At 45.7% G+C, this 22,013-nt stretch carries 18 protein-coding genes and 1 other RNA gene; 7 read left to right on the top strand and 12 right to left on the bottom strand.

Going from position 1 to position 22,013, the window contains the following annotated elements; all coding sequences use genetic code 11:
• Positions 1–12 precede the first annotated feature (12 nt).
• Positions 13–3,210, bottom strand: a complete 3,198-nt coding sequence (locus FTU67_RS02720; RefSeq protein ID WP_180006724.1) for a LysM peptidoglycan-binding domain-containing protein — start codon at positions 3,208–3,210, stop codon at positions 13–15.
• Positions 3,211–3,416: 206 nt separating this feature from the next.
• On the opposite strand from FTU67_RS02720, the gene dnaQ reads away from it, so the two are divergent.
• The 3 genes from dnaQ to nudC all read left to right on the top strand — a co-directional run bounded on the left by dnaQ (position 3,417) and on the right by nudC (position 7,441).
• A complete protein-coding gene (gene dnaQ / locus FTU67_RS02715; RefSeq protein ID WP_180006725.1) occupies positions 3,417–4,904 on the top strand; it encodes a DNA polymerase III subunit epsilon in 1,488 nt (495 codons plus the stop codon).
• Positions 4,905–5,030: 126 nt separating this feature from the next.
• Positions 5,031–6,674, top strand: a complete 1,644-nt coding sequence (locus FTU67_RS02710) for a chemotaxis protein (RefSeq protein WP_180006726.1) — start codon at positions 5,031–5,033, stop codon at positions 6,672–6,674.
• Entirely contained in the window at positions 6,674–7,441 is a 768-nt protein-coding gene (gene nudC, locus FTU67_RS02705) for an NAD(+) diphosphatase (protein ID WP_168414398.1), read from the top strand. Before FTU67_RS02710 ends, nudC begins: the two co-directional genes overlap by 1 nt.
• An 11-nt stretch (positions 7,442–7,452) precedes the next feature.
• Here the strand turns inward: nudC and FTU67_RS02700 are convergent, their stop codons facing one another.
• The 4 genes from FTU67_RS02700 to FTU67_RS02685 form a co-directional block, all read right to left on the bottom strand.
• Complete coding sequence (locus FTU67_RS02700) at positions 7,453–8,337, bottom strand: alpha/beta hydrolase (RefSeq protein WP_180061375.1); 885 nt, start codon at positions 8,335–8,337, stop codon at positions 7,453–7,455.
• The gene (locus FTU67_RS02695) at positions 8,327–9,010 is read right to left on the bottom strand and encodes a BON domain-containing protein (protein WP_016659235.1); all 684 of its coding nucleotides are present in this window, start codon (positions 9,008–9,010) and stop codon (positions 8,327–8,329) included. The genes FTU67_RS02700 and FTU67_RS02695 overlap by 11 nt, the downstream gene beginning before the upstream one ends.
• Positions 9,011–9,071: 61 nt before the next feature.
• Positions 9,072–9,494 (bottom strand): YraN family protein, encoded by a 423-nt coding sequence (locus tag FTU67_RS02690; protein WP_016659236.1) that lies wholly within the window; start codon positions 9,492–9,494, stop codon positions 9,072–9,074.
• Positions 9,495–10,463, bottom strand: a complete 969-nt coding sequence (locus FTU67_RS02685; RefSeq protein WP_180061374.1) for a penicillin-binding protein activator — start codon at positions 10,461–10,463, stop codon at positions 9,495–9,497. It abuts the gene before it with no gap.
• 11 nt (positions 10,464–10,474) lie between these two features.
• Between FTU67_RS02685 and rsmI the strand changes: the two genes are divergently transcribed.
• Positions 10,475–11,320 carry a 16S rRNA (cytidine(1402)-2'-O)-methyltransferase gene (rsmI, locus tag FTU67_RS02680; protein ID WP_005179227.1) on the top strand — a complete coding sequence of 282 codons (846 nt, stop codon included), beginning with the start codon at positions 10,475–10,477 and terminating at the stop codon, positions 11,318–11,320.
• Positions 11,321–11,372: 52 nt separating this feature from the next.
• Here rsmI and FTU67_RS02675 read toward each other — a convergent pair whose 3' ends face one another.
• From FTU67_RS02675 to FTU67_RS02655, 5 genes are all read right to left on the bottom strand, one after another.
• Complete coding sequence (locus FTU67_RS02675; protein WP_016659239.1) at positions 11,373–11,621, bottom strand: hypothetical protein; 249 nt, start codon at positions 11,619–11,621, stop codon at positions 11,373–11,375.
• A gap of 176 nt (positions 11,622–11,797) precedes the next feature.
• On the bottom strand, positions 11,798–13,039 hold the full coding sequence (locus tag FTU67_RS02670; protein WP_180061373.1) for an FAD-dependent monooxygenase: 1,242 nt from the start codon (positions 13,037–13,039) through the stop codon (positions 11,798–11,800).
• The gene (ubiH, locus tag FTU67_RS02665) at positions 13,036–14,244 is read right to left on the bottom strand and encodes a 2-octaprenyl-6-methoxyphenyl hydroxylase (protein WP_168384605.1); all 1,209 of its coding nucleotides are present in this window, start codon (positions 14,242–14,244) and stop codon (positions 13,036–13,038) included. The genes FTU67_RS02670 and ubiH overlap by 4 nt, the downstream gene beginning before the upstream one ends.
• Positions 14,245–15,042: 798 nt before the next feature.
• Complete coding sequence (pepP, locus tag FTU67_RS02660; RefSeq protein ID WP_180061372.1) at positions 15,043–16,371, bottom strand: Xaa-Pro aminopeptidase; 1,329 nt, start codon at positions 16,369–16,371, stop codon at positions 15,043–15,045.
• A 47-nt stretch (positions 16,372–16,418) separates the two neighbouring features.
• Positions 16,419–17,048: a UPF0149 family protein gene (locus FTU67_RS02655; RefSeq protein WP_127798882.1), complete on the bottom strand. Its 630-nt coding sequence runs from the start codon at positions 17,046–17,048 to the stop codon at positions 16,419–16,421.
• 64 nt (positions 17,049–17,112) lie between these two features.
• Between FTU67_RS02655 and FTU67_RS02650 the strand changes: the two genes are divergently transcribed.
• The 3 genes from FTU67_RS02650 (at position 17,113) to ssrS (ending at position 18,235) form a co-directional block, all read left to right on the top strand.
• Complete coding sequence (locus tag FTU67_RS02650; RefSeq protein ID WP_005179239.1) at positions 17,113–17,664, top strand: hypothetical protein; 552 nt, start codon at positions 17,113–17,115, stop codon at positions 17,662–17,664.
• A 2-nt stretch (positions 17,665–17,666) separates the two neighbouring features.
• Positions 17,667–17,954 (top strand): cell division protein ZapA, encoded by a 288-nt coding sequence (locus tag FTU67_RS02645; RefSeq protein WP_180061371.1) that lies wholly within the window; start codon positions 17,667–17,669, stop codon positions 17,952–17,954.
• Between the two features lie 97 nt (positions 17,955–18,051).
• A non-coding RNA gene (gene ssrS / locus FTU67_RS02640) (6S RNA) lies at positions 18,052–18,235 on the top strand.
• A 209-nt stretch (positions 18,236–18,444) separates the two neighbouring features.
• Here the strand turns inward: ssrS and FTU67_RS02635 are convergent.
• Both FTU67_RS02635 and FTU67_RS02630 read right to left on the bottom strand, forming a co-directional pair.
• Positions 18,445–20,028: a diguanylate cyclase gene (locus tag FTU67_RS02635; RefSeq protein WP_373684726.1), complete on the bottom strand. Its 1,584-nt coding sequence runs from the start codon at positions 20,026–20,028 to the stop codon at positions 18,445–18,447.
• A gap of 1,055 nt (positions 20,029–21,083) precedes the next feature.
• On the bottom strand, positions 21,084–21,983 hold the full coding sequence (locus FTU67_RS02630) for a LysR family transcriptional regulator (RefSeq protein ID WP_180061369.1): 900 nt from the start codon (positions 21,981–21,983) through the stop codon (positions 21,084–21,086).
• Positions 21,984–22,013 lie beyond the last annotated feature (30 nt).

Here is a 22,013-nt window from a genome sequence, read left to right as displayed (position 1 = left end):
TGTGCCCGGCAATTACAGGTTCGGAACCTTGATGATCTCTCCAATACGCAGCTGCGTATTCGGTTTAATCTCGTTCATATCGGCCAGTTCACTGGTTTCCAGACCATAACGGCTGGCCAGCCCAATCAGGGTATCACCGCGCTTGACCTTATATTCTGTCATGGTTTTTGGCAATTGCAGGGTTTGTCCCACTCTTAAACTGGCACGCGGACTCAGGCCATTCAAGGCCGCCAGTTCAGCGACCGAAATACCGGTACGGCTGGCAATGGCATTTAAGGACTCACCGGCTTTAACGGTATAGGCTTCGGTTGCTTTACCCGTGCTGGCGGTGCTCACCGCGGCACGGTTGCTACTGCTGTCCAGATCACCTTCAATTTTTAAACGCTGGCCAATCCGCAGTGCAGCAGTACGTGGCAGATCATTTAGTGCGGCCAGATAGTTCAGCTGCAAATGATATTTACGCGCAATACTATTTAAGGTCTCACCCGATTTTACAATATGAATATCAGAGTTTGCCGCAGTTGTGCTGACCTTACTTTCTTCCACTAGCGCTGGCTCACCGCTGAGTTTCAGGCGCTGGCCGGTACGTAAACCGGCAGTCCGGCTGATGCCATTTAAACTGGCAATCTGCTCCAGACTCAGGTTATAGCGGTTGGCAATGGCAGTTAAGGTGTCTCCCGACTGTACTGTATAACTATCCGGGATGGTCGAACCGGCGGGAATTTTTAAAGTTTGCCCAATTCGCAGGCCGGTATTGGTCGAAATCTGGTTTAAGGCGGCCAGATCAGCCAGACTCATTTTGCTTTGTGCGGCCACGCTCGATAAGCTGTCTCCGCGCTGGACAGTATAGTTTTCCGTTTTAATCTCAGCTGTTGATGTACTTGGCACTGCACGACGACTCTCTGCGGCCGTTTCAGTTTTTGCTTCGGCTTTCGAGTCACTTACAGGCACATTAATCCGCTGTCCAACCAGCAAACTGCTGCCCGCAGTCAGACCCGGAGTTAAGGCTGCCAGTTCTGCATTGGACAAGCCATGACGGTCCGCAATCAGTTTCAGATATTCACCGCGCTTCACCGTATAGCTTTGCGTGGCCACTTTGATTTCAGCCGCTTTCTGCTCAGCTGCCTTGGCACGCATCTCTGCTGTTTCTTGCAGATTCAGCTTCTGGCCGACAAACAGGCCACTGCTTGTGTTCAGATTATTGTAATCCGCCAGTTGCTTGACCGATAAACCAAACTGATTGGCCACGCCGGTTAAGGTATCGTTAGCTTTAACCACATAGGATTCCGGCTGCTCTTTGGCTTTGGCTGGCGCGGCAGCTTGTGGTTTGGCATTATATAAATAGATGGTGGTACCGGCATATAAAGTCGAGTTTGGATCAATCTGGTTCCATTTTGCCACATCACGCCAGTTCACCCCATTTTTCATGGCAATCAGCACCAGGGTATCGCCGGCCTGTACCGTATAGGTACTGCGCTTGCCTTTTGGCGGCACCACCACCACTTCAGTGTCGGTCTTGATTACGTTCTTGCCCTGGTTCCGCTGGGCTTCATCTGAATCTGGACGGGTGCTATCCGCGACACTTTTCGGGTAAGCAAAACCTTTGGTCAGCTCTTTGCCTTGCTGCTCGGCCACCGACAGACTGGTCTGAATCGCGGTCAGCTTAATTTTGCCATCATAAGGATCGACAATTTCAGTGCCTTGTGGTGCAATTTCTTTTAACTCGGCCACCACCTGCGCCTGTTCAGCCTGAGAGGCCACCGGCTGCAACACCTCTTCTACCGTTTTGTTCTGGTCTTCAGTTTTCACTGCCGCCAGAATCTGTTCACGTTCTGCTGCTGAAATTGGCGGTTCGACCTTCACCGGCTGAATATTCTGTGCCGGGGTAATGGCCACCGGAATACGTGGAGCACTTGGAATATCTGAATTGGCCGCAAAAGAGGCCAAAGCCGATGAACCGCGTGGCGTACTGATCCGTTTGGTGCTGGTTGTAGTCGTGCTGCTAGCAGTTTTGGCTGTGCTCGCTGGTGTAGTCGTAGCAGTACGCTGAGTCACACTGGCCGTCAAAGCGGATGTGGTGGTTTTTGTAGCTGGGGCACTGGTCGTGGTCTGCGTCGTCACACTAGGACGAGTGTTGCTGGCCAGCAAACCACCACCTTGCAGGTTTTTCAGACGTTCATCGACTGTTGGGCTTAAATCGGCTGGAATCAGAATCCGCATCGGGCTGGCACTGTCAATTCGGTCAGTACGATGGCCCGGGTTCAGTGCATATAACTCGGCACGGCTAAGACCAGTAATATTGGCCACATCATTTAAATTCACCGCTCCGACCGTCACTTCACGGAAATGGGGACGGTTGGCAATTGGCGGCAAACGCACCCCGTAGGCACCTGGATTTTTAATAATTTGCGCCACTGCCAGGAAACGCGGCACATAGTTCATGGTTTCCTGTGGCAATTTCAGTGACCAGTAATCGGTCGGTAAACCGGCAGCCTTGTTACGGTTAATCGCCTGCTGAATACGGCCCGGTCCGGCATTATAAGCGGCCAGAGCCAGCTCCCAGGAACCAAACTGGTTATACAGGCTACCGAGAAATTCATAGGCAGCACGGGTCGATTCGACCACATCACGGCGGCCATCATACAGCGGGGTCTGTTTCAGACCATAAATACGTCCGGTACTTGGAATAAACTGCCATAAACCGGCTGCAGCAGCGCTACTGGTTGCTGCCGGGTCGTACGAACTTTCAATGACTGGTAATAATGCCAGTTCGGTCGGCATGCCACGGCGCTCGGCTTCTTTAACTGTGTGATACAGATAACGTGAAGCACGCGCACTTAAACGGTCAATATACGGCTGACGTGAAATAAACCAGCCGCGCTGCGCTTCAATACGCGGATTCCAGTGTTCCAGATCCATTTTGAAACCTACGGTCATACGCTTCCAGACATCACCGTGTTTTAAAATCAGTAAACGGTCGCCTTCTACCGCGCGCATGTCGGTGGCCGACAATAAATCTTCCAGTGAATCTAAACTGCTGGCGTCCAGATAACCTGAACCAACCTGACTCGACGTTGACGCTTTGCTGGCACTTTGTGTAGAGGTACAGCCGGTGCTGATGCCGAGCGCGGCCAGCGCTGAACCCAAAACTGTAATTTTAAATAGTGCCGGGACCATAGGCTGCCACATGCGTGTGGTTGGTTTATACATAGGAAATCCAAACAACTCGTCTATAAATTATTTTTTAGATTTGACATTGTAGTGAAGCATCACTACGACACAAGGTTTTACTCTAGCGCGATTCTAATATAAATGTTACAAGAAATTAAAAAATTGACGTCTTCGGCGTTTCTGATCTGCAATTGCGTTATACAATAGCGACTCGGTTTTTATTTGGCTCTCTTTGGATCTGGCTTATGTCTCAAACAATCACACTATATGTGGATGGTGCTTGTCGTGGAAACCCTGGCTTGGGCGGTTGGGGTGCATATGTCATTACAGAAACCCAGCAGCACAAACTCTATGGCGGGGAACTGGAAACCACCAACAACCGTATGGAGCTGACGGCAGCCATTGAAGGCATTCAGTTCTGCCCGGCAGAGGCCAAACTGATTCTCTGGACCGATTCCAACTATGTCAAACGCGGCATGACCGAATGGATTGCCGGCTGGAAAAAGAAAAACTGGAAAGATGTGAAAAATCCGGACCTATGGCAAAAACTGGATGCCATCTGTCAGGGTCGTGAAATTGAATGGCACTGGATTAAAGGTCACGCTGGCCATGCTGGCAATGAAATGGCCGATCAGCTGGCCAACAAAGGGGCCGATCTGGTATTTGCACAGCAGGTCAAAGTGACGCCGGTACAAATCATTACTGAAGATAAAAGCGCTGAGTCTGAAGTCATCCCGCCGGGCACGGCTAAAAAAAAAGCAGAATCTGACTGGTTGCTCGACGACCCTTTTGGCTTCGATCTAGACGACAGCCAACTAGACGTTGAAGTCGAAGAAGAACTGCTAATGGTGCAGGAGGATCATCTCAGTCTGACCCAGCACAGCATTACCGTGACGCAAACCCTCAGTCAAAATGACAGCCCGAATCAGAACGAAGTCCTGATCCAAGATGAAACCCAGAACCAGAGTACAACAGCGCCAGCAAACACGTCATCGCATCCCCATATTGTGATTACCCCGGCCACGGTTCAGGCTTATGGTCCACGCCAGCTGATTCTGGATACGGAAACCACCGGTTTTTATTATCAGGATGGTGACCGGATTATTGAAGTCGGCGCGATTGAAATGGTCAACCGCAAACTGACCGGCAGCTCGATTCATATTTATATCAACCCGGAAAAACCGGTCGGTGAATCGGAAGTGGTGCACGGTATTTCGGATGAGTTTTTAAAAGACAAGCCGAAATATGCTGAAATTGCTGCAGTGCTGTATGACTATTTAAAAGGTGCGGAAATTATTGCGCATAACGCCACCTTCGATATGAACTTCCTGGATATGGAGTTTAACCGCTGTGGTCTAGGCGATTTATCGGCGGTGTGTGAAGTCACCGATACCCTGGTAATGGCCAAAAACAAGCATCCGGGACAAAAGAACTCGCTCGATGCCTTAGTGAAGCGTTATGAAATTCCGGCGCGTGACCGTACCTTCCACGGCGCCTTGCTCGATGCTGAAATTTTGGCCGATGTCTATCTGGCCATGACCGGTGGCCAGGTATCCTTTGATATGGATGCCCTGTCAGCTCATCATGAAGAACAAAGCGGTGAATCGGGTCGTCGCAGCATTGAAGTGGAATTGCCGGTGATTCTGCCTTCCGCCGCAGAGCTGGAAGCACATGAGAATTGGGTCAAACAATTTGAAGAAAAGCATGGACAGCCCTGCTTTTTTGCCAAATAAAAAAACCGACGATTGTAATTTTTTGTATTTAATCTGTTCCTAGTTCAGTTATAGTTAAGATAAACAGGTCTGCTGTTTTTGCAGCAGGCCCATAAACAGATAAAACACTAGGAAAGGTGCAGATACATGTCTTACCAAACCTCTATTCATTTTGATCCGACTGCGTTACTGATAATAAAAAATGAGGTTGATAATTCAATCAAATTGGTGGAATCCGCAGTCAGCACCTTGGCAGAAGATCAGACTTTACCTTTCGGGATTGATGATGCCCTTAACCAGTTTGAGCAATGTGCCCAGGTACTAGCCCTGATTGATATGTCGAGCCTGGCAAAAATTGCCCAATATTCAGCAGAATTAATGCGCAAGATTATGGGGAATCCGGCGCAAATTAAAACTGAAGACGTGATTGCCTTAAGTGAAGGCACCACCATGCTCAAGCGCTACATCGAATTTATTTGTCTGCGCGAAGTTAAAATTCCACAGTTCCTGCTCGATACCTTAAACCGTCTGGAACGTGCCTTGGGTAAACCACTCACCCAGGAAGGCCAGCATATTGAATCTCTGCTGGACTGTATTCACCCGGAATTCAAATTGCCACAAGCACCCGGTCTGGAAAAATCAGGCTATGTGCATCAGCTGTATAAACTGTCACTATACAAACTGCTGAAGCAGGAAGAATCCGAGCTGGATCTGCAAGCCATGAAACTGGTCGGCACCTATTTAGCCGGTCTATCCGCCCAGCATCCAAGCCAACAATACTGGAATCTGGTCTATGTGGCGTTAAACCAGATTGATAACCTGCTGCTGAATGAACCACGTTTACGCACCTTAATCAGTATTGAACTGAATATGCGTCAATACTTTGCCGCACCAGACAGCTTCCAGGCCCAGTTAAGTGATCTGGCCAACATCCTGAGCCTGTGCATTAGCCAGGAAGATCAGGTGGCCCAGCACATCCGCGAACAGCTGAATATTGGTGAAGACCTGCTGACTGACACCCAGTTACAGGTCTTCAGCCGTCATCTGTATGGTCCGGATTTTGAAACCATGCAGACCATCAGTGCTCTGGCGACCAGCGAAATGGCGCAGATTCGCAATGACATCGAATACAACTACCAGAACATGACCCCTGAAAAAACCCAGGAGTTGCAAGCCAAGCTCAAAGATCTGGCCAACATCTTTAAAGTACTGAACCTGAATGAAGCCCACCGTGATCTGCTGGTTCAGGCCGACGCCTTGAGTCAGGCCGAAGTGCTCAAAGAAGAAAGCTTTGCCCAGCAGCTGATGAACACCATTTTATCAGCGATGAACTCGATTGGGGTGCTGGAGCGTCATCATACCTCTAGCCGTTTACAGCTGCGCGTTAACAACATGCACATTTCGCTGGACCGTTTAGATGAAGCGCATGAAGTATTGCTGAGCGAAACCAAAACCTTAATTGATCTGGCTCAGCAGATTCTGGTGCAGCACGTTCAGGATCAGGATGTGCGTTTATTGGAAAACACCTATACCCAGCTGCGTGAAGTGGCCGGTGCCCTGCTGTTCCTGAATGAAGAAAAAGGCCAGCAGGCGCTGCTGACTGCCGCTGACTTTATCTATCGTAAATGCGAAGCCGGTGAAACGCTCAGTAGTGACGAGCTGAATGCCGTGTTAGACACCTTGGCCGGTGCCGACATGCTGATTGACAATTTAAAAAACAAACAGCCTGTTTTACAGTCGATGTTTGATGTAGCATTGGCAAGTAGCGAAAAACTGAAAGCTGTAGCCTAATGTCTGAACTCTCACTTGCCTATATTTTTCACCAACAGCAACTGCTGGTCGATGAACAGTTTCAACTGCCCCGAGTTGAAAAATTAGCAAGTGACCTGTCTACGGGCAATCAGGTGATTGCCCGCGACTTACTCCCCGATGAGCCCATTCCTGAAGGCTATCAATTATTGCCAATTCGCCAGCTGTTACAGTTCTGGAACAGTGCCGAATTTGAACAGGCCAGCCGTGCAATCCAGTTGCTAGAATGGCGTCGTAATCACCGTTTTTGCAGCCACTGCGGCCATCCCACCGAAGCACATGCCACCGAATATGCCATGGTTTGCCCGGTCTGCCAGTATCGCCAATATCCACGTGTACAACCCTGCATCATTACCGTCATTACCCGCGGTGAAGATGAAATTCTGCTGGCCAAAAATGCGCGAAACACCACCAATATGTATGGCCTGATTGCCGGTTTTGTTGAGGTGGGAGAAACCTTGGAAGAAGCGGTACGCCGTGAAACCGCGGAAGAAGTCGGTATCCAGCTAAAGAATATTCAGTATCTGGCCAGTCAGCCCTGGCCTTTTCCAAGCAACCTGATGATTGCCTTTAAAGCCGAATATGCCGGTGGTGAACTGCAGTTACAGGAAGAAGAAATCAGCGACGCACAATTCTTTAAATTTGATCAGCTGCCGAATATTCCATTCAAAGGCAGTATCGCCCATGCCATGATCAAACACGTGACCGAAGGCTCTGCCGTCGCCGACGACAGCAAAGCCTGGCTCTAAAGAGACACTACTCAGGAATTTAGCGTTTCTTCCAGCGCCTGCATAATCGTGTGCTTGGTCTTAAAATAACGGCTAAACAGACTCGATACCGAGCCCATAATACTGACATGCCCGGTGCGTGGAATGGTGATCAGCTGACTATGATTGCCATGCTTGTTTAGCACATGATCAAAATCAACCGCATTACTCAAATGCACAATCTGGTCATTCTCAGCCACCAGCAAATAGTGACGAATGTGATTACTTTCCACAAAGTAATACGGCATCACATCATGATAAGGAATGGTCTGATCAAATGCATCGGCACAAAGCGGATCATCTTTATAGTCAAAATGATAGGGACCAGCCAAGCCAATCGCAGCCCGAATATTGTCTCGGCAGTTCAGCGCATAAGGCTGCGGATGATACAGCACCGACATGATATTAAATGCACCGGCCGAGTGCCCCATCAGGATAATCTGATCAGTGTTAATCCTTAACTCTGCCTGCTGATCATGCATATAGTTTAGTGCCAAAGTCAGGTCATCAATATAGACCGGAAAAATATTCTGCGGCGCCAGTTGATAATTAATGACGGCAACATCAAAACCCTGCTGGGCAAAAGCTTCGCCAACAAAGCGGTAGTCTTTTTTATCGCCCCGTGACCAGGCACCACCATGGACAAAAACAATTAACGGCTGCTGGGGACGTGGCTGGGCAGTCCGGTACAAATCCAGCTGATGGCGTTCATTCGCTCCATAAGCCAGATCGTTCTCTACCGTATAGCCCTGTCGTGGAGTCAAACGGTTCAGGGCATAACTGCCAAAATCATACAGGCGGAATTCCTGATATACACTTTTGGCCTGAACCAGACGATATTGCAGCTGCGTTTTAAACTGGAACAACTTAGAGCGCATTCGTTGGCTCGATCTGGTCCGGATCAATGGCGACCGGGGTTTGTACATCCGGCTGTACATTCATCATCGGGCTGGCAAAACCAGAAGATGTGGCCTGTGAGGCTTCAATATTGTCAATTAAGGTCACAATTTTGGTGACATTACCAACCTGCTGTAACACCTGATTTAAATCGGCGATTTCCGCATTATTCAAACGGCCCATCACATACAGCACGCCATCTTCGGTGTGAATTCGCACTTTACTGTCAGAAACCACCGGCGCTTTCATAATCAGGCCACGGGTATTGGCGGTCACGGTGGTGTCCTGCATGATGGTGCTATAACCAATCTGGTTGCCCACGGTAATATAGTTGTGTACGGTTTTAACATCGCTCATGGCGCGTACATTGTCTTCCGCCAACTGCTTCAGATGTGCATCTGGCACCTGACCGGTCAGCAATACATTGCCGTGGAAACTTTCAATATTAACGCGTGACTGTTTAAAACGGGCATCCAGCTTATATAAATTAATTTTTGCTGTACGTTCAATGGAGTTATCAATAAAGACCTGGCCAAGTGAGCGTGCGCCACTTTCCGTTCCTACAGGTGCAGAACCCGTACCACTGGAAATAAAGCTTGCACAGCCGGATAAACTTGCCACACACAGCACTGTGATTGCGATACGATTTAACACTCAGCAAGACTCCTCATTACTTATTCATTTCTGTTTTCAAGCATCTTTGCTTCAATTCTCTTCAAAGATTAATGAACTCTGAATCAAAAGTAAAAGCATTTTCAATCCATTGCAGATCATACGTGAAATTGGAAAAATCTTGCTGTACTGTTTTTGCAATTTGTTCAGTAAAATCAAAACAAATCACATCAAATCGACAATAAAAATCCTGTAATTGTGCAGAATTGCTCAAATAGGTCAGCGCAGTTTTAATCAGCTTTTGCTGCTTGGAGATAGAAACCACCTCCACCGCCCGGCCATAATCGCTAAAAGATCGCGCCTTTACCTCCACAAACACCAGCTGCTGATCCTGCCGGACAATCAGGTCAATTTCACCATAACGGCAATGGTAATTGGCCGCCAGAATCTGATAACCTTGCTGCTCTAATAACACTGCGGCCTGCTGTTCGGCCCACTGCCCCAAACGCGCGCGCTGACTGGCCATTTACAGGATCTGTACCAGCTGTTTCTGCTGCACATAGCATTTCGGAATACGCTGAATCTGGTTGTCCTGAATCCGGATTAAACCAGTTCGCCCTTCAAACTCGATGCGGTTTAATTGCGGCTGCTTCAGATAATAATTGGCGATCTGCCAGGCATCTCCACCAAAGGCCACCAGCCGCTGAAAAGAAAAGTGTTCCGCCTTGGCCGCCTGAATTCCGGCCTGTACATCTGCCCAGTGGGACTGATACAAGGCCGGCGCATCACAAAATTGCAGGCCTTGCGGTAACTGCTGCTGTGACTCGACGGCATTGGCCAGGCTGTATAAGCGCTTTTTGGGCAACCTGTTCTGGCGATTGATCCAGCCATTTGAACCCAGCAATAACACCCCCTGCTGACGTTTCAGCCATCTCGGCGGACTGTCCACCACCTCCACCGGATAGTCCAGCTGCGACACCAGAGACATTAATAACAGTTCGTGTTCAGCTTCGGTGCCGGGTTCACGCAGAATATACAGATGATTAATCTGATCTTTCTGGAACAGCTGTTTTAAGGTCTGTGCATCATCTTTTTTTGACAGGCTAAACTGTAGCACCCGTGGATGCTGCTGGATCACCTCGTTTAAGGCCAGTGTAAGCACTTTGGGCCGCAGTGCAACTAACTGTTCGACATCGGCACGTGCCAAAGGTCCAATCACCACCCGGGTCTTGGCATTGACATGCTGACGCAGCAAGGGACCAATTTTGCGCTGCTCGGAATTAATCAATTTAACCGGCATTTTCTCACCCGATGCCTGATAAGCGTGCATAAAACCCTGCTGAATACTGAAACCGGCTCGCGCCATAGGACCCGATTCAGGTAGAATGACCAGAATCTCGGCCTGGGCAACTGAAAGTCCTGCGCCCAACAGCGCCGTGGTAATGATTGCTTTTTGAAGCTGTCTTTTATTGTTATTAATAATTTGCCTAAACATGGAGAAACCTAATGAGTGCTCAGTTATTTGTTGTAGCCACCCCAATTGGGCACTTAGACGACATGACCTATCGGGCGATTGATGTTCTAAAGTCTGTAAATATTATTGCGGCTGAGGATACTCGGACCTCCGCTCAATTATTAAAGCACTATAATATATCAACTCCGTTAACGGCGTGCCATGAACATAATGAAAGTAACAAAATTGATATATTGGTTCAGCGCCTGCTGAACGGCGAAAATATGGCCCTGATTAGTGATGCCGGTACCCCGCTAATTAGCGACCCCGGTTTTAAACTGGTCCGCGCCGCCCAAGAACACAATATCCGGGTGATTCCGGTTCCGGGAGCCTGTGCCGCAATTGCAGCGCTGAGTGCGGTTGGTTTACCGAGTGACCGCTTTAGCTTTGAAGGCTTTTTACCGTCAAAACAGTCACAGCGTATCTTGAGTCTGGAGAAACTTAAAGATCAGACCGCGACCCTGATTTTTTATGAAGCGCCACATCGGATTCTGGACAGCGTTAAAGATATGGCCAGTATTTTTGGCGCCGAGCGTCCGGTCGGTTTTGCCCGTGAAATTACCAAAACCTTTGAAACCATCAAGAAGATGACACTGGGTGAGCTGGTCAGTTTTATTGAAGCCGATCATCATCAGCAAAAAGGTGAAATTGTACTGGTGGTGGGTGGTGCAACCGCGGAAAAAGATCTGGAGCAGGAAAAGCTGGATCAGCTGCTGACCCGACTATTGCAGGATTTATCGGTGAAAGCCGCGTCACAGCTGGCCGCCGATTTAACCGGGATCAAGAAAAAAGTGGCCTATCAGCGTGCGCTGGAACTGAACCAGAACAATGATGACTGATTCTGGCTGTTGATTCGCAATAAAAAAGCATCACTCCGGTGATGCTTTTTTCTTATTCACGTGCAGCCTCATCTGGTGGGACTTCAGTAATTTTTCCCCCACGTGCCAAGAAGGCCGCAATTTCATCTTCTAAAGCTTGGCGTTGCTTCTGTTTAGCGGTTACGGTTAAGGTTTCTGCTTCCGCCACGTCACCATCGTTTACGGCATCTTCGCTGTCCAGTGCACCTTTTTCAGCCGCTTTTGCCTCATCGTCATCGACGGTGGTATCTTCTACATCATCATAATCGTTCATATCCGTCATTTTAATCTCCCCACAAATGACCTCAATTGAGTCCTGGTGAACGTTGTCATGCAATTAGGAAGAAATTTATCAATCTCTGCGCCTTTCGCCTAGAGGTAAAGACGAAAAAATCGTGTCTTTTTTAACCAAATTCGTAATCATGTATTAATGAATGTTTAAAAAATAACTATTTCTAGCTAGACCGCATACCGCGTGTCTTTCAGCAGATGCAAACCATTGGCCTGCGCCATAAAAGCATCCTTTAACACCGGCAGCTGTTCAACCTGCTTCAAGCCAAAATTACGTCCCCAGACCAACGGGAATAACTGGGTGGTTTCCAGCCAGCCAATTGCAGACATGCTGTGCATCATTGCGTCATTTTGACCTTTACGACGATGCTCATAACGCTTCAAGGTCTGCTCATGCGCCCAGGCCCCACGTGCCCGGTCATGCAGCAGAACATCACACAAGACTGCGGCATCCAGACAGCCAATATTGACGCCCTGCCCGGCCAGCGGATGAATCACATGCGCTGCATCACCAATGAGTGCCAGTCCCGGCTCGACATAGTGCTGTGCAGCACGGGCTTTTAAAGGAAAACGGGCGCGTGGTGTAGCTTCCAGTACTTCACCCAACATATGATGGCTTTCACGGGTCAACAGCTGGGTAAATTCCTGATCGGATAATGCAGCATATTCTTCTGCATAATCCTCTGGTAGCGTCCAGACAATAGATTGCCAATGGCCATCCTGTTCAGGCTTGAGGCTGCTCATCGGCAGGTATGCCAGCGGACCGGTTTCCAGAAAAATCTGGCGCGCCACATGCTGATGCGGCTGGGCAGTTCGGATGGCACAACTGATGCCTGCCTGCTGATAATCCAGCACATCCAGATCAATAAAGGCCTGTTCGCGGACAAAGGAATTGGCCCCATCTGCGCCAATTAACAGTGTGGTCGTCAGTTTTGTGCCATCGGCCAGGAAAATATGCCAGACGCCAATGCCCTGCTCAATCCGGGTGACTTTGACCTGGGTACGATAATCCTGAATCTGCGTCAGCATGGTTTGCTGAATGGCCAGATTTAAAATGCTGGGTTCCACCATCGAACCCAGCGCCTGATCCACTCCTGGTGTTTTTTCTGCCGGCTGACCAAAATTGATTTCGCCATAGCCATTTTTATTCCAGACCTGCATGCCGGTATAAGGTTGCTGACGCGCCAGTTTATCCCAAACACCCACATTTTTTAGCAGGTGGATGGTGGCTTGGCTTAAAGCCAGTACGCGCGGATTGGCCACGCTTAAGGTTTTTTCTGTATCCAGAATTGGTGCGGCATCCAGCACAGTGGCCTGTACCCCACCTTGGGCCAGTAATAATGCAGTTAAGCCACCGACCAAACCACCACCCACAATAACGGCATCTAATACGTGTGCTGTCTGGTTCATGCTTTTAGTCCCATGGCATAGTTGGCAACAAGTGGTTTAATTCCCGGAATGGTATCAAAGGCAATCAGACCGGTATTTCTGAGCAGTTTCAGCACCGGATTCTGGTTACTAAAGCCACGCACCACGCTATCACAGAATTTGATCACGCGCTGCTGATCGGTCAGACGGGATTTTTCATAATCTTGCAGCATGGCGGCATCGCCCAAATCGGCCTGTTGAGCCAGCTGTTCTTTTAAATAACGCACCAACACATAAGCATCGCGCATACACAGGTTAAAGCCCTGTCCGGCCACCGGGTGAATGGTATGTGCCGCATTACCCATCAGTACTACTCGGCCCACTGCCTGTTTTTCTGCCAGCACCTGCGAAAGCGGGAAGCTAAAACGGCGTCCGGTTTTCTGGAATTTTCCAGCCCGATCGCCATAAGTCTGCTGCAAGGCATTAAGGAAATGCTGGTCATTGTCTTCCCCCACCCATTCATGTTCCGTGCCTTTTTTCACCGGCCAGACCACCGAACGACGATATTCGCCCGGCAAAGGCAATAACGCCAGCGGACCTAAAGGACTGAAACGCTCAAAACCGACATGATTGTGTGGTTTAGAGGTTTGTACGGTGGTTACAATGGCGACCTGATCATAATCATGTTCATCCACCCCAATGCCTAGGGCTTTACGGCAGAATGAATCGCGGCCATCGGCAGCAATCACCAGTTTGGATTGCAGTTTTAAGACTTCACTTCCACGCTGCGCTTCCAGATAAGCCAGATCTGTATCTTGGGTCAGGGAAGTGACTTTTACCCCATCAATCAGTTCAATTAAAGGTTCAGCGCGCACCTGAGTCAATAACACCCGGCCTAACCAGGCATTTTCAATCACCTGTCCAAAACTTTCGACTTTTTCCTGTTCGGCTTGCAGACGCGCTTTCCCAAAACTGCCCTGCTCGGTAATGTGCACTTCCAGAATCGGGACAGCATGTTCCTGCAAGGCATCCCATAGGCCCAGTTCCTGATAAATCTGTACGCTACGACGCGACAGCGCACTGTTTCGTGCATCAAAACTGGAGTGATACGGGGCAAGATTGGCATCATCATAATTCGGGTATTGAATTGCTTCGAGCAGTTTGACCGCAATATTGGCTTTAGCCAACATGAGCGCCAAACTCAGCCCCACCATACCGCCGCCCACGATGATGACTTCTTGTTGCATGCTTGAATCCTTATTTGTGGTATCTCAAAAGTTTAGATACATCTTAATCATGATTGATTTTATATTACATCAAGGGATTGGATTTTTATAATGATTCGTGTGGATGGCTGGAATTTCCGAGCTTCAACGCTTGCGTGTTCTGACGATATATCCCGTTTAAAAGATGTTATTCCATAAGATGACACTGGAATGGTGTACAATATAACATCTATACAAAGCCCGGAGCGCCAGACTTAAGCTGAGCAAGCGACAGCCCTAACGTAGATAAAATAAATTAAAGAATTCGTATCAGCTGTATGCTATTGCTTGTAGAAAATTTAAAACATGAAGAAATTAGAACTTATCTTTTTAATCGTTTTAATCTTGGTTCTGTTGTGGGGCATACAATGGATGTTTCATGGCTTTCCGGCCGCAAGTTAAGTCTTCTATTATTCAATCTAAAAGCTATACTATAATTTCTTAAAATAATTAGAATGTTAGGATAATAAATGGATCATACTGAACGTTTTATTACAGCATTTTACTACGCTGTCGCCGGGATTTTTTTGGGGCTAGGGTTAGCAATTTTTTCATCCCTCTATCTCAGTCTTACAATAAGCTCAGCCCATATTGTAATTTTTACAGTCATTTGCTGTTTTGTTTTAGGCTATGTATTTCCTCATAGCGTTGGCAATATTTTTAAATGGGTTTGGCATATTTTCGTTCATTAGTCTGGATGTCTATCTCTATTTAACCCATTAACGCTGATTCAAAATCAAAAAAGCCGATCTTCTGACCGGCTTTTGACCTGTACGGCTTTTATTTGGTCGCAGCCATCAACGCTTCAATCTCGTCTACAGTTTTCACTACTTTCACAGTTAAGTTCAGTGGTCCATTTTTGGTCGCGACAATATCATCTTCAATCCGGATGCCAATGCCACGCCATTTTGGATCTACCGTTTCATCATCCGGGGCAATGTATAGACCCGGCTCAACCGTAACCACCATACCGGCTTCATAAGCACGCCATTCGCCATCAACCTTATAAGTTCCGACATCATGCACATCCATACCCAGCCAGTGGCCTGTACCATGCATATAGAACTGACGATAGCTTTCTGACGCAATAATCTCGTCCAGATCACCCTGCATAATGCCTAAATCAAGCAGGCCCTGCACCAGAATACGTACCGCAACATAATGCGGTTCTTTATAGGAGTTGCCAATCTGTACGGCATTAATTGCTGCAAGCTGAGCATCTAGTACAAGGTTATACAGCGCTTTTTGCTCGGGGCTGAATTTGCCATTCACCGGAAAGGTCCGGGTAATATCTGAAGCATAGAACTGATATTCACAGGCGGCATCAATTAACACCAAATCGCCATCTTTCAGTTCTTTGTCGTTCTCTACATAGTGCAGAATGCAGGCATTTTCACCACCACCGACAATACTGTTATAAGATGGAACACAGCCATTTCGGCCAAATACATAGTTCAGTTCGGCTTCCAGCGCATATTCCATCATACCTGGCTTAACCGTTTGCATGGCCCGGGTATGCGCTTCAGCAGAAATATCTGCCGCAATTTGCATCAGTTCCAGCTCTTTGGTGTCTTTGTGCAAACGCATTTCATCGACCAGCCGGTCGAGCTGCACCACCTGCGCTGGTGCCGAGGTACCACGGCGGCTTTCGCCATTGGCAGCTGCAATCCATTTGGCCACCCGCGCATCAAATTCGGCATTCTGTCCAATACGGTAAAAGAGCTGGTTTTTATCCAGCAGTTTTTCCAGAATTTCTTCATCGAGCAGGTCAATGGCATAGGCTTCATCGGCCTCATACTGTTCAATGGCGCCATCAATACCGGCGCGATAGCCATTCCAGATTTCCATCTCCCGGTTACGTTCGCGGCAAAACAGGCTATAGGTATAGCCTTCATCTATAGATTCATAGGTTTCAATGACCGCGACCGCTTCAGGTTCTGCAAAGCCGGTCAAGTAGAAGAAACTGCTGTCCGTTCGATATTTATAGTCAGCATCCCGGTTACGCATGGCCACCGGACTGGTGGCAATAATGGCAATACTGTGTGGTCCCATCAGTTCAGCCAGACGGTCACGACGTTCTTTAAATTCTACCTGGGTCAGTTTTTTCATTAATTTTTCTTCGCAGCCTAAATAAAGGGAGGATGGTATCGCCCGAATCAGCTCGGACGATGTGGGGTAAACATTTCAACAATACTGCCGCTTTCTGGCGCAGCCACCTGACGTGACTTGGCATGTACGTTTTGTAACAAAGAACTTTCATCAACCGCTATTTTCTTGCGGCCAACCGACAGGCTCACCGGAATCAGGCGGACAAATTCATATAATTCCTGATAGCTTTCTTCGCCTTCTTCGTCATTGTCCGAGTCTTCAAACTCGACTGCTGCCACATCTTGCAGATGTTCAATCAGCTCCAGCTCATCGCTGCGGATATGTCCGGACGCCAGGCCAAAGCCCAGTACCACGCCGGCACACCAGTCAGCCAGCGCCTGTACCCGCTCTTGTAATACGTGTTCATCATCCGGTAACAGGGGCAGATAATCCAGTTCATCTTCAGATAAAGCATGCGCTACATCTTCCGCTTCACCGGTTAAAATATCCAGCGCTTCCGGGCTGAGTTCGGGCACATTCAGGGTTGCCAGAATCTGTTGCCACTCGGCTTCAGTTGGTGCATTTGTCACACAAACTATACCGGTCAGTAAACCATGTAACTCACTTGGACTTGAAATTTCTTCAATCATAGAAAAATTGCGGTACCATTCGGACCAACCTGAAATATCGTCTTGCATTCGCTTATCCAATCTCTATACTTCGTATATATTACCTTTGTTTGCAAGACTGTGCGACCACGATATGTTAGAAGAATTACAGCGTCTACAGGCGCATATTGGTGTTTTAAAAACACGACTTGCGCATTATGAGAGTGAAACTCAATCTTTAGCTGAAGCCAAGCAACAGGCTGAAGAGCAGCATCATGCACAAATTGTGCAAAGAAATGGGGTGATTACCCAAAAACAAGAAGAAATTGAGTCTTTAAGTGAACAGCTCAGCACCAGTCAGGCCCAATTTCAGCAGTTAAATCAGGATGCGACCGCATTGGCGGACCGTTATAGCCGTCTGGAAAAAAGCTGCACCGATCTCAAAAACCGCTTTCAGGAATTGCTGGCCGAACGTAACGAGCTACGCGTCATTAAAGAAAAACTGCAGAATGAACAGCGTCAGACTTTGCAGAATGTGCAATCTTTGCAGCAAGAACGTGAGCGTTTATTGCAGAAGAATGAGCATGCCAAAGCCAAAGTCGAGGCAATTATTCAGCGTCTGGCCATTTTAGGAACTGCACAAGACCAGAATGCCCAGGAAATTCAGCAATTGGCCCATCCAACTGATGTCAGCGAGGAAGCTTAAGCATGAGTGAACAAATTCCTGTAGATTTACGCGTTTTAGGACACAGTTTCAAGCTGGCCACGACTCTTGAAACACGGCCGGATCTGGAACGTGCAGCAGAATTGCTGAATGAAAAATATGATGAATTCCGTCGTAAAGCACCACGTATGGAACCAAGCAAGCTGATTATTATGGTGGCTTTAGAGCTGATGCAGGAAGTGCTGTCGATGAACAAGTCCCTGCAGGAATATGTCCATTGTGAACGCTTGCTGGCCACAATTCTGGAAGAAGTCGAAACACTGACCGAATAAGGCTTTGACTTGCATAAAGCCTGTGCAAATGACACTTAAATTTACAGTTCTGTAGGCCGATAGGTTTGCGTCTAAAGCTGAATCCTTTATACTGAGTCTAACTCTGAGGTGTTCGCCAGCAGGTCTATTCCCCTGCCGATACTTAAACTTATGGATTGCGTTCTGTATATTTAGAGTGCATGCCCACCCTGAGTGGGAAGCCCAGCAAGTATACGTCGCGTCCACCTTGAACTCATCGGGTTCAGGGTAACGACACATGCAGCGGCACCGTCGGAGGGTTTAGCTGATTTATCCTCTATTCAGTCCTCAGAATTTCTATATTTCCTCTTTTTTATAAGTAATGATTCTCTCGCTCTAATCTTTTAAAGCTTCAAACTAACCGTTAAGCCCTCTTGTAGATACAACCCATCTTAAAAGAACGCCATCCCGAATTAAATCAGTAAGATCGATTTGATTAACATCTTCACAAGATTGCAGTTCAGCAAAATTTTTAAGCAGACGACTTGACTGTAGAACGGATGCAATTCCGCCCACTATGTTTTGCTTCATAAAGTTTATTATCTGCAATTTTTAGTACTGCAGCCACATCGACGGCATCTTTTGGCCAGAACGCGATGCCAACAGAGATGGTGATTTGACCCATCTGATTAATCGTAGTTTCCTGCATGGTTTTTCTAAGCCGCTCTGCAGCTTTATACGCCACACTTGCATCTGCAGTCGTCATTAAAACCAGAAATTCTTCACCGCCACTACGACAGCAAATATCCTGTTCCCTAAAATTAGTTAGCATTAGTTGCGCGAGCGTTTTAAGTACCACGTCACCTTGATCATGCCCATACTGATCATTAATTTTCTTAAAAAAATCAATATCAATAGCTAATACTGCAAATTCGGTACGAGTCTCTAGCAGTTCATTTAAAAATAATTGCATACCACGACGGTTGTATAAACCTGTCAATGGGTCCGTATTGACATGATGTTTTAACTCCGCAATCCGATGACTAAAGGTTTCCGAACTCATTAATAATGAGGTTCTAAACTTTAAAACCTCGAAATACCATGGATCAACTTCTTTAATTTTATTTTCAATGTCCGCATGATTGAGCATACTTGCCATACGAGCTAAGCGGTTCAAAGGTGAAGAAATAAAGCTTGAGATATACCAAATCAATAAAAAAATAAAAAAGTAGAAAATGAAGATTCCAATCGATACTTTTGAAATCAGCGTATTCGCTTGTGCAAGTAAATCCTCTGTCGGTTGTTGAGAAACCACTATCCAATTTACACTTGGAATATGTGCAAAACCTGCCAAATTATCTATACCTAAACTATTTTTTAAACGGATTGAGCCATTTTTATGCTGATTAATAAAGTCTAAACCCGTATTGTTGATAATTTTTTCACCGATGCGATTTTTATCTGGATGGAAAATAATACGGTTATGTTGATCAATCACATACATATAACTTTTTTTATAGTCATATTGCGTATTAAGCATTGTATTTAATAAATTTTTCCGTTGTAAATAAATCGAACCACTGATCATCCCTAAATAATTATCTTTGCCATTATAAATAGGCTGAGACATCATGACCAAAAGATTGTTTTTTACAGACCAGTAGGGTGTAGAAATATAAGTTTTCTTTTTTTCAGTTGACTCTACTATACCCAATGAATTATAAGCTTGACCAAAATTAAAATTCAAACTACTGGGTGAAAATGCAAAAACATGCTTATTTTCCCCCACAAGTAAAACACTATTAAAGTTATCAGACTGATTCTTTAAACGCTCTACTTCTGATTTTCTTAAATCTATATTATAAAAATTTTTCTCTAGTACTTTAGCGCTATATTCTAATTCTTTTAACATATCAGCAAAATGCTGATTAGTACTGGTGGCAATTTTCTCTGCATATCTTTCGTTCACAGAAAGTGAGTTTTGAATTAATTGTTGCTTAATTACATAATTTAAAATAAATACACTTACGACAAATAAGCCGGATACAGTTAAAATTGTCGAAATTAAAATAAGTTTACGCAGATCTAATCCGAGTCTTAGTAAAAAACGCTTCAACAGTTCCAACCCCAAAAAATTCAAAAAACTGCGACAAGCGCCAACTTTAACACATAATTTTATAACTCAATCACATGATTTGAAGGCGATACAGTTGAGTTTTAGTTGTCTATTTTTGGTGTTCAATTCCACAAATTAGATAATTCCCTTGTTGCTGACCACCACCTAATTTCAGAAATATATCCTGAAAATACAACTTCTACCACACACCTCCCAAGAATGCACCGTCTAACAACAAAGAATGACAACTTGACGTTTTTCTGTACTTAATTTTTTTTTGGAAAACCGTGACTATTAGATAAACTTCTAGGATCAATTATACACAAAATTACAAAAATTCAATATTTGTTCCATGCTTTAAATTTATCCTATCCACTTAATAAATAGATTGTTTTCTCTTATGTTTAAGACACTTTTCACTTTAAGCAATTGCTAACTTTTAACAGCATGTATTGTGGTTGACGGAACAGCATCGGGGCAGATTCCCAATATCGTCATTCAACCTCAAATTCCACCCAGTACACCTCTAGAACACCCTGCTCAAAAACCATTTATGTGCCTACACCTATGCCTTATCCTACACAAACATGGCAACAAAAAACTCAAAATTAAAACCTATGATTGCCGCTGCGTCGATTTTAGTCATAGAAATCAACTTAGCTTTCAGACTTCGCATTATCATGATGCTACTCATCCGCATTTTATTTTCCATCCTGATCAAAACATTACCGTGCAAGGCAAATGCCTAGATGTGGCAGGAAAACAGAAACAAGATTATGCGATGATGCCGAAGCTTATAATTGTAATGGACAAAGAAACCAAAATGGTATCTCGATGGTCAGTGTATTCGTAGTGCTGATACAGGCGAATGTTTAGACATTTATATCGAAAAATGAAAATGAATAGCAGCAATCTAAATCGTGGTCAGAAATTCAATTTTATTGCATTACAAATAAAAATCACTCATCCGATTAACCTAGTCTTTTCATTTAAAGATGAGGGAATTAGTGAATGATGATTTAAAAACAACGTATAAAAAATTTAAACACCATTAATTAAGGATGCTGGCTAAACAAATCAAAAATCACTTTTCTTAACCACTGATGACTGGTTTGGTGATGACAAGACGTATGCCAATACTGTCGTACAGGATAAGTTGGAAAATTCAACGGCGCACTTACTACTTGTAAATTCCCACGTGCCAACAATACTTCACTTAAATAATAAGGTACTGTCGCAATCATATCGGTTTCTTGCACAATTAAACCAACGCCCAAATAACTTGGAATACTCATTAAAATATTACGTCTTAAACCGCGATTGCTTAGTTCATTTTCAATATGGTAGTGACCTATACTGGTATCCACATCAACATGCGATTCACGAATATAAGCTGCAACATCTAAACTTTTTTCACTAATACGTGGATGATCTTTACGACTAATCACCACATAATATTGTAAAAATAATTGCTGCTGATAAAAACCCTGTTCTAATTCAGGTAAAAATCCAATCGCAAAATCAATTTCACCATTTGCCATTTGATAACTGGTTTCACGGCTAATAGGACGAATTTTAATCCGTACCGAAGGCGCATATTTTTTTAAAAACTTTGTCAGCTTTGGCAATAAAACCAAATGCGAAACATCGGTCATTGCCAAGGTAAATAACTGATCGGAATGGGTCGGATCAAAATCGACTTTAAAGTTATAAACCGTTTCAATTTTATTAATAATTTCACTAATCGGTGAAAAAATCTGTTTCGCCAACTCAGTTGGCAACATTTCATTGCCCACCCTTAAAAATAATGGGTCATTAAAATGCTGACGAATCTTATTTAAACAGTTACTGACCGCAGGCTGACTCATGCCCAACGCATCCGCGGCAGCAGACACATTTTTTAATTTATACACATAATAAAAAATCTGTAGCAGTCTGCTGTCTAACTTAAACATATCCATCTTTCCTTAGCATCAGTTTCACTG

Origin of the sequence: Acinetobacter sp. YH12132, from assembly GCF_013418645.1 — a bacterium.
GTDB lineage: Bacteria > Pseudomonadota > Gammaproteobacteria > Pseudomonadales > Moraxellaceae > Acinetobacter > Acinetobacter indicus.
Note: the sequence above shows the minus strand (reverse complement) of the source record. Positions and strands in the feature narration are given on the sequence as shown.